This is a genomic window from Vibrio sp. 1457 (assembly GCF_033340195.1).
GTDB classification, from domain to species: Bacteria; Pseudomonadota; Gammaproteobacteria; order Enterobacterales; family Vibrionaceae; genus Vibrio; species Vibrio alginolyticus.
On sequence record NZ_JAWOWA010000010.1, the window covers coordinates 15,419 to 28,061 of the forward strand.

Genomic DNA, 12,643 nt, shown 5'->3' on the forward strand with positions numbered 1-12,643 from the left:
AGGTTGATTATGTCATTTGAAAAGATTTGCCAAATCAGCGACATCGTACCGGGCACAGGTGTTTGTGCACTGGTTGATGGTCAGCAAGTTGCGGTATTCCGCCCAACACAAGCAGAAGAAGTGCTGGCGATCAGCAACACAGACCCGTTCTTCCAATCAAACGTGCTTTCTCGCGGTTTGATCTGTGAGCACCAAGGCGAGCTTTGGGTGGCTAGCCCACTTAAGAAGCAACGCTTTAACCTGACAACAGGTGCGTGCATGGAAGACGAGCGTTTTAGCGTGAAAGCGTACAAAACCCGCGTAACCAACGGCGAAGTAGAAATCTCTGCGTAAGCTTGGTTTTCATTCCCTCCTCTTAGGGGGAGGGAATGAACTGAAACCTAGATTTAATAGACAAAGGCTTTCCAAGCATCAACTCAGGGGAACAGGGAAGCGAGGTGTTGTAGACAGCGTTCAGGTGTCAACGGGAAGCCTTTCTCTATTCAATCTTTAACTTTTTAACTTTCAACTTTGGATAAGGACACATTCATGTCTACTGATTTTAAGCCTGCAGAATTCGTGCAAACCATGATCAATGTTGGTGAAGCGAAAACCAATACAAGCACGCGAGATCTTCTCCTTCGCGGTACGATGGCTGGCGTTATTCTTTCGCTTGCGGTGGTGGTTGCTATTACCGCGATTGTACAAACGGGTATCGGCCTTGTAGGAGCACTTGTTTTCCCCGTTGGTTTCGTAATTCTAAGTGTGATGGGGTATGACCTAGTGACCGGTGTTTTTGGTCTAGCGCCTCTGGCTAAGTTTGCGAACCGTCCGGGCATCACTTGGGGTCGTATCTTCCGTTGTTGGGGTCTTGTAGGCTTGGGTAACCTTATCGGTTCTCTGATCGTTGCTTACCTAGTGGCTATCTCTCTAACAGGTAACTTTTCTCTAGAACTGAACGCAGTAGCGAAGAAATTTGTCGCTGTTTCTACCGCGCGTAGCCTTGGTTTTGAAAACATGGGTATGGACGGATGGATCACATGTTTCGTACGCGGCATCTTCTGTAACCTAATGGTGTGTCTAGGCGTTATCGGCAACATGACGGCACGTTCGGTGTCTGGTCGCGTAGCAATGATGTGGTTCCCAATCTTCATCTTCTTTGCGCTAGTATTTGAACACACCGTAGTAAACATGTTCCTATTCCCACTAGGTATGATTCTAGGTGCGGATTTTGGTATCGCGACTTGGTTGAACTTCAACCTTATTCCAACCATTCTAGGTAATATTGTCGGTGGTCTCGTAATGACTTGTATTCCACTGTACCTAACTCACGCAAAAACAGCGCCTTCTATCAACGTAGTTGAAGAAGAAGTAAAAACAGAGCCTGCAATCGCAAAATAAACCGCTTTTATCTGGCCCTACCTATGGTAGGTAGGGCTGTTCAACTCATTTAACTTTCGATAAGTATTGTATTGATTTAGCTATAAAAAGTAATAACTCCTTAGAGTGGTTTTAGCCCTAAGTGCATAACGCGAGTGTTACTCTTTATATCTAAATTTTTCGATAGGCGTTGATATGACTACTGCTCACTCATCTTTAAACAGCGGCTTTGTTTCTCTTGTTGGTGCAGGTCCAGGTGATCCTGATTTGCTCACAGTAAAAGGCTTAAAAGCCATTCAAGCGGCTGAAGTTGTTGTATACGACCGTTTGGTGTCGAAAGACATTCTAGAATTGGCTCATGCATCAGCAGAGATGATCTACGTAGGTAAAAAATTAGACTTTCACTGTGTGCCTCAAGATCAAATCAACCAAATCTTGGTGCAGAAAGCACAAGAAGGTAAGCGTGTTGTGCGTCTGAAGGGCGGTGACTCATTTATCTTTGGCCGTGGCGGTGAAGAGTTAGAAGAACTAGCGGAATTTGGTATCAAATACGAAGTGGTTCCGGGTATCACAGCAGCAGCGGGTGCAACGGCTTATGCTGGTATTCCATTAACACACCGCGACCATGCGCAAAGCGTTCAATTCATCACTGGTCACGTACAAAGAGATGGTCGTGAGATTGAGTGGCATTCACTGGCGCAATCCAACAACACGCTTGTGTTCTACATGGGTTTGAAGCAAAGCGGCCACATTATGGATAAGCTGATCACTCACGGCTTAGATCCTGAGATGTCATGCGCCATTATTGAAAACGGTACGCGCCCGGAGCAGCGCGTGTTCCAAGGAAAGTTGAACGAGTTATCGAGCATGGCAGAGCAAGCTGTGAGCCCAGCATTGATTGTGGTTGGTAGCGTTACTCAGCTGCACAACAAATTGGATTGGTTCGCAAAGTAATACTGCCCAGAAGTGACTATATTTTACAGGGGCTTTGTTGCCTCTGCATTTCTTGCTTACGCATAGGCATTTGATCAATGAGGTTGTTGATAAACGGCCAGTCTGTTTCTGCGCCCCAACGGTGCTTTTCTAGACCATCTTTACCAAGCAAAATAGCAGTATGAGAACCTTTTTCGACCGCATAAAGACGAGCTAGCATTTTTAGGTCGAACTCTTCTTTAAGCCAAGCAGGAAAAGTATAACCTTGTTCTGTAATGACCAGTGTGACGACATCTCTGTCTTCCAACTCACACTCATTCATAAGTGTTTCTAGCAAGAATTGTTTGACGTATTCATCATTTTCCGGCGCAAAGTAGAGCACACTTCTATGTGGCCAGTATTTGGAGTGCGCTGGATAACCAAATGCTGTCGATGACAAGATACAAGAAAGCAGTATCACTAGTAACTTTCCGCCCATGACAGTTCCCCTAGAAACCCAAATAACTTTTTATACGTTAAGTTTAGTGGAATTGGCTCATTGTGCTTTTTCCAAAACTGGCATAGGGTAGGCAGCAAATAAATTGAGCGTAGAAATAGATGAGTTCGGAAAGCAAACAAAAAATCGCCATTTTGGTTGATGTACAGAATGTGTATTACACCTGTCGCGAAGCGTATCGAAGCAATTTTGATTACAACCAGTTTTGGTATGTTGCCACACAAGGGAAAGAGGTGGTAAGTGCTCGTGCTTATGCCATCGCGAGCAATGATCCCAAGCAACGTCAGTTCCACCATATTCTTCGTGGTGTTGGATTTGAGGTGATGCTTAAACCCTACATCCAGCGTCGTGATGGCAGCTCGAAAGGCGATTGGGATGTGGGTATTACTCTCGATGCAATTGAAATTGCTCCCGAAGTTGAGGAAGTGATTCTAGTTTCGGGAGATGGAGACTTTAGTCTGCTAGTAGAGAGAATTCAGCAGCGCTTCAATAAAACGGTGACCGTTTATGGTGTACCTAAACTTACATCTCAAACTCTGATTGATTGTGCCGACAATTTTGTCGCGATTGATGACGATTTCTTGCTGTAGTGAATAGTGCAATAAAGAAAGGCGAGTCACTCAGGCTGTACGAAACGTACAATGACTCGCCTCTAATTTATCCTTGATTTGGCTAGTTACGAAGGAATGATCATTTGCCCTAGCAAGTAACCCAAGCAACACGCACCAATCACGCCGATTAAGCCCACAGACATGAATGAGTGGTTGAAGTACCACTTACCAATCTTAGTTGTGCCCGAGGTATCGAAGTTCACAGTCGCGATATCTGAAGGGTAGTTTGGAATAAAGAAGTAGCCGTATACCGCTGGCATCAAGCCGATAAGCAGCGCAGGTTCCAAACCTAAGCCGAGACCAACAGGCAGCATCATGCGAGCCGTTGCAGCTTGAGAGTTCACCACAACCGACACAATGAATAACGCAATCGCGAATGTCCAAGGGTAGTTGGTTACCATCTCTACGATGCCGGATTTAAATTGAGGCATAGCGTACTGGAAGTAGGTATCTGACATCCATGCAATACCGAAGATAGCAATCGCCGCCACCATACCTGACTTAAACACCACGCCATTTGGTACGTCACGCGGGTCAGTTTTGGTCGCAAGCAAAATGATACCGCCGAAGCAGAGCATCATCATTTGAATCACAACTGCCATGCTGATTGGCTTCGAGCCATCTACGATGGTACGAATGTCTGGCCACATCGCGATAACGACGATAACCAAGATAGAAGCAATGAACAGCAATACAGAGTTACGAGCACTTGTTGGTAGTACTTCATCAAGAGACGTAGCAGTTGTGTTGAGGATCTTTTCGCGCCACACAGGATCTTTCAAACGCTCTTGGTATTCTTCATCGTCGTCTAGCTCTTTACCACGCTTTAGGCTGTAAAGTGACATCAACAACGTACCGAATAAGGTTGCAGGTACAGTAACGAGCAGAATTGAGAGCAGAGTGATCTCGTGTTGAATATCAGAGAGTTGCGCCAAGTAGTAAACTACGGCCGCTGAAATTGGTGATGCCGTGATTGCGATTTGAGACGCGACAGAAGCGGCAGCCATAGGACGCTCTGGACGAATGCCGTTTTTCAATGCAACGTCGCCAATGATTGGCATAATGGAGTAAACCGCGTGACCTGTACCGAGCAAGAAAGTCATAAAGTAAGTCACAAAAGGAGCAATAAGGGTGACGCGTTTTGGGTTCTTACGAAGCACACGCTCGGCAACTTGCAGCATGTATTTCAAACCGCCAGCGGCTTCAAGAATGGAAGCACATGTTACCACCGCTAAAATGATCAACATGACGGTGACAGGAGGAGAGGTTGGCGGCATCTTAAAGATGAATACTTCAATCACCAAGCCAATTCCGGATACGACCCCAAGGCCTATACCACCATAACGTGAGCCGATATACAGCATCACGAGCAAAAATAGAAACTCAAGATACAACATGTGGATTTCCTTATTCAAAACAGAGGGCTACATAGCCAAATTACCTCTTTGTATTGTCTCGATATTCAGAAAGAAAATACTTCATGTTGTTCACAATCCGCTGGATAAGAAACAGCAATATTCAATTATTGGCAATAACTCACGCTACACAGGGAAACTGTTAACACAGTTTTATCAGGGTGTTTTTATGCTGTGTATTTTTGCGATCATGTGAGCGTTAAATGCGAAGAGGTTTAAGAGTTTGTTGCTATTCATCGCATACGTAACCAGACCTTACAGCTTCACAGAACTCGGAAATACAGTCATAACTAACCCTAAGAGTGCTTCTTTGTTATGAAAACGCAAAGGATAATAGTTTGCATTGCGATTGGGGCTTGGGTATAAAGGTGTCAGAATGACTACACCAACAATAAGCCACCATGTCTGAGCAATTTTTCCCGCAACTGTTTCAAACTTCGAGTGAGATTACACCTTACCTACACGGTGATATCGGCGAGATAGGGCAAGAAGCTATCCATATAGAGAATGATATCAACCCGATCATCCAAGTCCTTTACCAGCAAATCTCGGAGGCTCATCCGGAAGCGGGAAAAGCATATTGGTTGACAAGAACGTGGGATTTACTTTGTTGGCAGCCAGTTTATGTCGCATTCATCTCTATTTACGGTTACCACACGTTGCCAAACATTCGCGAGATAGCGCAGCACCTCAAACCTTGTTTTGTTTCTGGGTACCGATTCGCCGACGAAGCGCATATACATGGCGAGCCAGAAGCGTTGATAAAAGAGGCGGGGCGTCAAATCCGAGAACTGTTCGACTTCTATCAACAAGAGATGAGTCAATGGACACGCATTCGTCCTGGCTTCACCCATCAATTGATGTCGGACGGAATCATGGCTTGTTTAATTCGTCTCCAACAGCGCTTTCCGCAAATGACTAACTCGACACTTCAGGAGCATGCGGTCTTGTGGCTAAGCGCAATGGGTTTGGATGTTGATAATAGCCGCTCACTTCATGAGACGGGATCTGATCAGCCGCTAAAGTTAGTAAGAAAAAGTTGTTGTTTAGTCTATAAGTGTGAAGGCAGAAAGCTTTGTGCAGATTGTCCTCGTTTAGAGGAAAATCGACAGCTTATGAGCAAGAAGGTTCTTAATTAACATTTATTTAACTTGTGTAACAGTGCTCGATTTGAGAGTGAGAATAAGTATCATTGCATGCTCTTGTTGACAACAAAAAGATAAATACAATGATGAAAAGGACGTTTTCTTTCAATCTCATCGTACTTGCGATGAGCAGTGGATACGCAGTTAGCTCAATAGCAGCAGAAGATCTTCAACAAACATCGACTCCGAGCGATGAGCAATTGGTTGTTGTAGGCAGTGTGATGCCGAAATCGATCTCCGATATTCCAGGAACGGTTTGGTTTGTTGGCCAAGAAGAGATTGCTCAGCAATATCGTGCGGGCAAGACACTGGGTGATATTCTTTCTGCAACCATCCCTTCTTTAGACGTCGGCACCGGTGGTCGAACTAATTATGGTCAGAACCTTCGCGGTAGAGCAATGTTGGTAATGATTGATGGTGTCTCGTTACAGTCTTCTCGCCCGATTAGTCGTCAGTTAGACGCAATAGACCCATTCAACATCGAGCGAATTGAAGTACTATCTGGTGCAACCTCCATTTATGGTGCAGGCGCTACTGGTGGTGTTATTAACATTATCACCAAGAAAGCGTACTCGGATGACTTGTCGTTTGAATCCTACGTGAGTGGCACTACAGGCTTTAATAGCAGCGATGACTTTGATTACAAACTCGCTCAGTCTATCTCGGGTGGTAATGAGCGAATTACCGCTAGAGGTTCGGTTGTGTACACCGAGACACAAGGTGCATTTGACGCAAATGGCGACATTGTCACCCCAGACATTTCACAGGGCTCCTTGCAGTATAATTCAACGCTCGATGTTATGGGATCGACCGAGATTCAAATCTCCGATGCCAGCAAGTTAAACCTTGTCGCACAATACTATGACAGCCAGCAAGATTCGCCATACGGTTTGTACATTGTTAACAATAAATTTGTTGATGTACGAGAGGGGTTCGATTCCGACCGTGAACATGGTACAGAGCGAGTTCTCTTAAGTGCGAACTACGCTCACGACAGCGTATTCGGTCATCAACTGATAGGCGAGTTATCTTACCGTAGTGAAGACCAAACCTTTACTCCTTATTACCAAAGTGCCTCTCAACAAAAAACAGAAGTTTTTGCTGGGCGCTTAGCGTTAGCTAAAAGCTGGGAGTCATTCAAACTTGTTTATGGTGTCGATGCGTACTTAGACCGTTTTGAAAGTAACCAGGCTCTGTTCGATCCAACCATTGCGAACAGCTCTGGGAACTTAATTAATCGAACCTATGCCGAAGTGGGGCGTTACCCAGATGTTGATGTGGCGTCTTACGCAATGTTTGTCCAGGGGGATTACCAAATCAATCAAGATTGGTCAGTACAAGCAGGCTACCGCTACCAATACATGGACAATAAGATTGATGATTTTGTTGCCTATAGTATACAAAAGAAGATCGCATCGGGTAATGGTGTATCAGCGGATGCGGTACCAGGTGGCAGCACTGACTACTCTGTGAGCTTATTTAATTTGGGCACCATTTATCAGCTTAACGATGAATCTCAGCTTTGGGCGAACTTCTCTCAAGGTTTCGAACTCGCTGATCCTGCAAAGTACTACGGCCAAGGTAGCTACGATGCCGCGGATGCAAATGGTCACTACGCGTTGAACAATAGCATTAATGTATCTGACTCAAAAATGTCGGGCATCAAAACGGACAGCTATGAAATTGGTTACCGATTAGATACGGATACTGTCGCACTGCAAGCGGCGGGTTACTACTCGGTTTCGGATAACTCAATCAAGTATGACAAGAAGACGCTCCTAATCACCAATGTTGATGACGAGCAACGTGTATACGGTGCCGAAGCAAACATTAACTACTGGGTAAACCGTGATATTTTGTTAGGTGCATCAGGTCACTATGTGGTTTCTGAGCTTAAAACCAACGGTAAGTGGGAAGATCTAAGCGCGGGTAAAGCAAGTACATCAAAAGCGAACGCGTGGGCGGCTTACTATCAGGATGGCTATTCAGTACGTTTACAAAGCCAGACGATGTTTGATTACGAAGATGACGCAAACAATAAACTAGATGGATACACTACGTTTGATCTTCTTGGTAACGTAACACTACCTATCGGGCAGTTAGGTTTTGGTATTCAAAACCTATTTGACGAAGACTACACAACCGCTTGGGGACAACGTGCGCAGATTCTTTATGCAGCACACTACGATGCAGCAGCGTACGACTACAAAGGAAGAGGTCGCACATTCACACTGAACTACAGTGTCGAATACTAAAGCTAACTCTCTCCGAATATCAAAAAAGCCGCTGAAAGCGGCTTTTCTTTTAGGCTTGATCTGTCTGCGCTGTGTCTACAACGTTTTCCGTGTGTTCTGAAGCTTGGTTTTGTTCTTCAGCTTCCATTTTCGCGCGTTCAGCTTTGGAGATATAACGCGGCTTATTGCTCTTATGTAGCTTAGCGTTATGCTTCTTCTGCTTCGCTTTCAAGATCTGATTGATTTTCTTCTTGCGGTTCATGGTGGTGGTCCTTTAATTTAGCGAGGCAGGATAGTTACTTTTTTATCAAGTTACAACTAAATAAGCGCCGGTATCGGTCGCAAAATTCAAGTACGTTCCTATGTCCAATCATCTATCGCGTTTTAATGGAGCCCAAATGAAAACACTGTACACCGAACGTTTGATACTGCGTCTTGTGAGTGTAGATGATGCACCATTTATACTAGAACTTTATAACCACCCAGACTTCTACCGTTTTGTCGGAGACAAACAAATTCGTACCGAATATGAAGCGGCGCGTTACATAAAAGAAAACATGCTACGCATGCAACAAATTAAAGGCGTGAGTTTACTCGTTGTAGAGAAGAAAGAAGATGGGCAACCCATCGGGATTTGTGGGTTGGTTAAACGTGACACATTACAATACTATGATCTCGGATATGGATTTTTACCTTCCGCTTATGGCTTCGGCTACGGAACGGAGTCTGCAACCGCAGTGCTGGAATACGCTAGAGAGGAAATGAAACTCGATAATTTGGTTGCCATCACCAATAATGACAATATTCGTAGTATAAGTTTGCTCAAAAAACTGGGCTTTGAGTTTGAACGAGTTGAGCAGCAATATGATAATGGCCGCACGTTAGAACTTTACACAATGATGTTGTGATTTTTGGATAGCGCATGAGCGATATTTTACTTGGCAAACTCGCCACTGAATTTAAGACAGTAAAAGCCATGGTAGAGGTTTACTGTCATGACCATCATGGAACAAAACGTGACTTATGCTCAGAATGTCGTGAGCTGCTTGAATACGCAGAAGTGCGCCTCGACCGCTGTCCTTATGGAGAGAATAAACCGACGTGTAACAAATGTCCGATTCACTGCTACAAACCAGAGCCGAAAGAACAAATGCGTTTGGTCATGCGTTACTCTGGCCCCAGAATGTTACTGAAACATCCCATCTTGGCGGTTCGTCATTTGCTTCATGAAAAGCGCATGGTACCGGAAAAGCCTGCAGCGAACGCGTCAAACCGTCACAAGCGTTTATCTAAACAAAAATTCGAAGAATAAAAAAACGAGGGCGACATGCCCTCGTTTTCGTTGAGTAGAAGCGGCGTGATTAGAGGCCAGCGGCCATACGCTGCTTGGTTTTGCTCGCAGCAAGTAGCATGTATACGCCAGTCGCAACCAAAGCGGCAAACAAGTAGCCTAGTAAGCCGTGTTCTTGGCCCATGAATTTATCAGCGACAACTGGGCCAGCAACAGAGCCGATGCTGTAGCTAAACAGCATGACTTGTGTCGCAGAGACAATAAAGCGTTCATCAAGTCCTTCGCAACCTAAGTTGATTGCTATCGGGTACAAGGCAAAAGTAGCTGCACCTAAAAAGAATAATGCAGCAGCCAATACCACGGCTGACGAGGAAATAAAGGTCATACCGATCGAAAAAATACCCAAAATACAGAAAAACGCCATTAGCACTGTGCGGCTCATGTATTTGTTTAGCGCGGTCACCATTGGTTGAACTAGCATGCCACCTAGAATCACTAGCGCCATCAATGTACCAATGTCTTGATGGCTAATTTTACGGTTAGTTAACTCAACTGGCATTAATCCGTAGATCGCGCCTAAGGTCAAACCTGAAACAACACAACCAATAATTGCTGCATGGTTTAGTTTGGCAATTTGCTTAAATGATAAAGCGGTTGATTCATGGCTGTTTGGCTGCTCACACTCAATGAACATTAGCACCAGCATCGCCATTAAGATCAACGTCGTGATCGCAATAAACGGAACGCCGCCACTTACGCCAAGCACGCCAATACCAAACTGGCCTAATGCTGAACCACCATAAAGCGATAGCATGTACAAGCTCAAACGTTTCGCACGCGATGCTTCGTCTCCAGACATTAGCCAAGACTCAACAATGACAAAAACACCAGCAACCGCGATACCCGCAATAAAGCGAGCGGCAAGCCACATCAATCCGTTAGCAAACACGGGTAGTGTGACGATAGTTAGCGAAAATACGGCCAAGCAACCAATAAACGCGTTACGGTGACCAACTTGACGTACGATACGTTCAATAAAAATCGCGCCAGTTAATAAGCCGCCATAAAACACACTCGCCAACCAACTCGCGTAATCTGCTGAGATGTTGTATTCACCGAGCATGAGAGGGATCAAGCTCATTAAATAGCCCGAAGCCACCGCATAAAGAGACAGTGCGACGACTGGAACTGTAACTCGTGGTGATGCTGCAGGAACGACTGTGTTTTCCACTGTTTTGCGCCTATAAGTTAAATGAAATCTAAGGGTTATTCGGCGCGAATATGAGGCTAATAGTTAGGCAAGTAAAATGATAAATTTAAGTCGTTTCGATAAATAATATTTGTTAACTAGATAGGTTGATAAGTTGCATAAAAACGCCAACCTACAAACAAGGTTGGCGTGGAAGATTATTTAGTAAGTGCTTGATTTAACCATTGATCGAATTGAGTTTTAGGTAACGCACCATTGATCATATCAACGCGTTGACCATTCTTGAAAACCATAATGGTAGGAATACTGCGAATACCAAATTGCGTCGCAAGTTGTTGTTGAGCTTCGGTATCAATCTTAACAAAACGAGCCGTTCCGGCTTGCTCATGAGCAACATCAGAGAAAACAGGAGCAAAACCAACGCACGGGTTGCACCATGGGGCCCAAAAATCTACTACAACAGGCATATCACTTTGTAATAGAGCAGAAAAGTTATCTTGTGTACCTTCGATAGGCGAGCCGTCTAAAAGTGCACTTTTACATTTACCGCAAGTTGCAGATTCGGCAACGCGCTCATTAGGGATACGATTTAGACCGCCGCACGAAGGGCAGCGAGTTTTAAACGATGACATGACTTCTTCCTTTATTACGTATTGATGAAAACATGACTTACCAGTCAGCCTCATTATTTGTATACTTATTTTTTAACCTGCCGAAATAACGCAGCGCAGGTTTGTATTTGAGCCTAAGGTTCTAAGAAATTTTATTAAAATACAACAATAAATAGGTCTGCGATGACAAATTACTACGCTGAAATTACAGGTTGGGGGAAATGTGTTCCGCCAGCCGTGCTCTCTAACGATGATCTTAGCACTTTCCTCGATACTTCCGATGAGTGGATTCGTACCCGCACTGGTATCGAAAACCGCCGCATTAGTCATGTAAACACGTCAGACATGGCGACCGTTGCTGCTAAACATGCATTAGCTCGAGCAGGCGTCGATGCCACAGACGTGGATTTAATCATTGTGGCGACTTGTTCACCAGATTCATTGATTCCAAATATCGCGTCTAAGGTACAGCAGAACCTAGGTATTCGTGCAGCCGCTGCCTTTGACTTAAATGCCGCATGTACGGGATTTGTCTATGGCCTAGAAACGGGCACACGTTTGATTCAATCAGGTAACTATCGTAACGCGATCATTATTGGTGCGGAAAGATTGTCTTTCTACATCGATTGGGCAATGCGAGATACCGCGGTTCTATTTGGTGATGGTGCGGGCGCCGTTGTGTTATCAAGAACGGAAAAAGAAACGGGTTTACTACAGTCTCAAATCGGTTGTGACGCAAAAGGCCGCGATATTCTGTCCGTACCAAAGTTTGGTACTTGTATGGATCGCTTTGCGGAAGACAACGGTTACTGGGATTTCAACTTTGTAGGACAAGAAATTTTCAAACGTGCAGTAAAAGGCATGGGGCTAGCTGCGAAAACCGTACTGAAAGCATCACAGTTAACGACGGAACAAATCGATGTTGTGATTCCGCATCAAGCGAATATTCGTATTATTCAAACCTTGTGTGACCTGTCTGGAATTCCACACGACAAAGCGTTTGTTAACATTCAAAACTATGGCAATACTTCAGCTGCGACGGTGCCAATTGCATTGTGTGAAGCGGTAGAGCAAGGTCGAGTTAACCCAGGTGATAATATGCTTCTTGCTGCATTTGGTGCAGGTTTGACATGGGGTGCGGCAGTATTGAAATGGGGTGACCGCGTAACGCCAATTGGCGAAAGTGGTGCGGTTCTGCCTGAATGTGAGCAATCCGCGTTAGAATTACTTGAGCGTGCCATTAAGCTGTGTAACGAACGCCGTCGCGACGAGGTGTAACGGACACTTTGCAAACATAAGATGAGTAAGGGAGCGCGAGGCTCCCTTATTTGATGATGT

At 44.8% G+C, this 12,643-nt stretch carries 14 protein-coding genes; 9 read left to right on the forward strand and 5 right to left on the reverse strand.

Translation table 11 applies throughout. From position 1 onward, the window contains the following. Positions 1-9 precede the first annotated feature (9 nt). From nirD to cobA, 3 genes are all read left to right on the forward strand, one after another. Complete coding sequence (gene nirD, locus R7Z41_RS12300) at positions 10-333, forward strand: nitrite reductase small subunit NirD (RefSeq protein WP_005387969.1); 324 nt, start codon at positions 10-12, stop codon at positions 331-333. A gap of 195 nt (positions 334-528) precedes the next feature. Then, positions 529-1,380 carry a formate/nitrite transporter family protein gene (locus tag R7Z41_RS12305; protein WP_033907034.1) on the forward strand — a complete coding sequence of 284 codons (852 nt, stop codon included), beginning with the start codon at positions 529-531 and terminating at the stop codon, positions 1,378-1,380. A 174-nt stretch (positions 1,381-1,554) separates the two neighbouring features. Next, positions 1,555-2,313 (forward strand): uroporphyrinogen-III C-methyltransferase, encoded by a 759-nt coding sequence (gene cobA, locus R7Z41_RS12310; RefSeq protein ID WP_213966209.1) that lies wholly within the window; start codon positions 1,555-1,557, stop codon positions 2,311-2,313. Between the two features lie 16 nt (positions 2,314-2,329). Here cobA and R7Z41_RS12315 read toward each other — a convergent pair whose 3' ends face one another. Next, the gene (locus tag R7Z41_RS12315) at positions 2,330-2,770 is read right to left on the reverse strand and encodes a DUF4174 domain-containing protein (protein WP_017820187.1); all 441 of its coding nucleotides are present in this window, start codon (positions 2,768-2,770) and stop codon (positions 2,330-2,332) included. A 119-nt stretch (positions 2,771-2,889) separates the two neighbouring features. Here R7Z41_RS12315 and R7Z41_RS12320 point away from each other — a divergent pair, with 119 nt between their 5' ends. Continuing rightward, entirely contained in the window at positions 2,890-3,378 is a 489-nt protein-coding gene (locus R7Z41_RS12320) for an NYN domain-containing protein (RefSeq protein ID WP_005387978.1), read from the forward strand. Between the two features lie 86 nt (positions 3,379-3,464). On the opposite strand, the gene R7Z41_RS12325 is transcribed toward R7Z41_RS12320, so the two are convergent. After that, a complete protein-coding gene (locus tag R7Z41_RS12325; RefSeq protein ID WP_213972772.1) occupies positions 3,465-4,796 on the reverse strand; it encodes an anaerobic C4-dicarboxylate transporter in 1,332 nt (443 codons plus the stop codon). Positions 4,797-5,215: 419 nt separating this feature from the next. On the opposite strand from R7Z41_RS12325, the gene R7Z41_RS12330 reads away from it, so the two are divergent. Together R7Z41_RS12330 and R7Z41_RS12335 are read left to right on the forward strand one after the other, a co-directional pair. Further along, positions 5,216-5,953: a siderophore ferric iron reductase gene (locus R7Z41_RS12330; RefSeq protein WP_053303660.1), complete on the forward strand. Its 738-nt coding sequence runs from the start codon at positions 5,216-5,218 to the stop codon at positions 5,951-5,953. An 89-nt stretch (positions 5,954-6,042) separates the two neighbouring features. Beyond that, complete coding sequence (locus R7Z41_RS12335; RefSeq protein ID WP_005376064.1) at positions 6,043-8,214, forward strand: TonB-dependent receptor; 2,172 nt, start codon at positions 6,043-6,045, stop codon at positions 8,212-8,214. Positions 8,215-8,263: 49 nt separating this feature from the next. On the opposite strand, the gene R7Z41_RS12340 is transcribed toward R7Z41_RS12335, so the two are convergent. Next, on the reverse strand, positions 8,264-8,455 hold the full coding sequence (locus R7Z41_RS12340; protein WP_005376066.1) for a DUF2986 domain-containing protein: 192 nt from the start codon (positions 8,453-8,455) through the stop codon (positions 8,264-8,266). A 136-nt stretch (positions 8,456-8,591) separates the two neighbouring features. Here R7Z41_RS12340 and R7Z41_RS12345 point away from each other — a divergent pair, with 136 nt between their 5' ends. Both R7Z41_RS12345 and R7Z41_RS12350 read left to right on the forward strand, forming a co-directional pair. Beyond that, positions 8,592-9,101: a GNAT family N-acetyltransferase gene (locus tag R7Z41_RS12345; protein ID WP_054579612.1), complete on the forward strand. Its 510-nt coding sequence runs from the start codon at positions 8,592-8,594 to the stop codon at positions 9,099-9,101. A gap of 14 nt (positions 9,102-9,115) precedes the next feature. Next, on the forward strand, positions 9,116-9,505 hold the full coding sequence (locus tag R7Z41_RS12350; protein WP_054575964.1) for a nitrous oxide-stimulated promoter family protein: 390 nt from the start codon (positions 9,116-9,118) through the stop codon (positions 9,503-9,505). A 49-nt stretch (positions 9,506-9,554) separates the two neighbouring features. On the opposite strand, the gene R7Z41_RS12355 is transcribed toward R7Z41_RS12350, so the two are convergent. Both R7Z41_RS12355 and trxC read right to left on the reverse strand, forming a co-directional pair. Beyond that, entirely contained in the window at positions 9,555-10,715 is a 1,161-nt protein-coding gene (locus R7Z41_RS12355) for an MFS transporter (RefSeq protein ID WP_033907039.1), read from the reverse strand. Positions 10,716-10,891: 176 nt separating this feature from the next. Continuing rightward, the gene (gene trxC, locus R7Z41_RS12360; protein ID WP_065275331.1) at positions 10,892-11,326 is read right to left on the reverse strand and encodes a thioredoxin TrxC; all 435 of its coding nucleotides are present in this window, start codon (positions 11,324-11,326) and stop codon (positions 10,892-10,894) included. 162 nt (positions 11,327-11,488) lie between these two features. Between trxC and R7Z41_RS12365 the strand changes: the two genes are divergently transcribed. Then, positions 11,489-12,583 carry a ketoacyl-ACP synthase III gene (locus R7Z41_RS12365; RefSeq protein ID WP_206969315.1) on the forward strand — a complete coding sequence of 365 codons (1,095 nt, stop codon included), beginning with the start codon at positions 11,489-11,491 and terminating at the stop codon, positions 12,581-12,583. Positions 12,584-12,643: the final 60 nt, after the last annotated feature.

Bases quoted from the DNA above. Each gene is read 5' to 3' on its own strand.
- R7Z41_RS12340 (WP_005376066.1), bottom strand. From the start codon at position 8,455: ATGAACCGCAAGAAGAAAATCAATCAGATCTTGAAAGCGAAGCAGAAG.
- R7Z41_RS12305 (WP_033907034.1), top strand. From the start codon at position 529: ATGTCTACTGATTTTAAGCCTGCAGAATTCGTGCAAACCATGATCAAT.
- R7Z41_RS12320 (WP_005387978.1), top strand. From the start codon at position 2,890: ATGAGTTCGGAAAGCAAACAAAAAATCGCCATTTTGGTTGATGTACAG.
- R7Z41_RS12365 (WP_206969315.1), top strand. From the start codon at position 11,489: ATGACAAATTACTACGCTGAAATTACAGGTTGGGGGAAATGTGTTCCG.
- R7Z41_RS12325 (WP_213972772.1), bottom strand. From the start codon at position 4,796: ATGTTGTATCTTGAGTTTCTATTTTTGCTCGTGATGCTGTATATCGGC.
- R7Z41_RS12350 (WP_054575964.1), top strand. From the start codon at position 9,116: ATGAGCGATATTTTACTTGGCAAACTCGCCACTGAATTTAAGACAGTA.
- R7Z41_RS12335 (WP_005376064.1), top strand. From the start codon at position 6,043: ATGATGAAAAGGACGTTTTCTTTCAATCTCATCGTACTTGCGATGAGC.
- R7Z41_RS12315 (WP_017820187.1), bottom strand. From the start codon at position 2,770: ATGGGCGGAAAGTTACTAGTGATACTGCTTTCTTGTATCTTGTCATCG.
- cobA (WP_213966209.1), top strand. From the start codon at position 1,555: ATGACTACTGCTCACTCATCTTTAAACAGCGGCTTTGTTTCTCTTGTT.
- R7Z41_RS12330 (WP_053303660.1), top strand. From the start codon at position 5,216: ATGTCTGAGCAATTTTTCCCGCAACTGTTTCAAACTTCGAGTGAGATT.
- nirD (WP_005387969.1), top strand. From the start codon at position 10: ATGTCATTTGAAAAGATTTGCCAAATCAGCGACATCGTACCGGGCACA.
- R7Z41_RS12345 (WP_054579612.1), top strand. From the start codon at position 8,592: ATGAAAACACTGTACACCGAACGTTTGATACTGCGTCTTGTGAGTGTA.
- trxC (WP_065275331.1), bottom strand. From the start codon at position 11,326: ATGTCATCGTTTAAAACTCGCTGCCCTTCGTGCGGCGGTCTAAATCGT.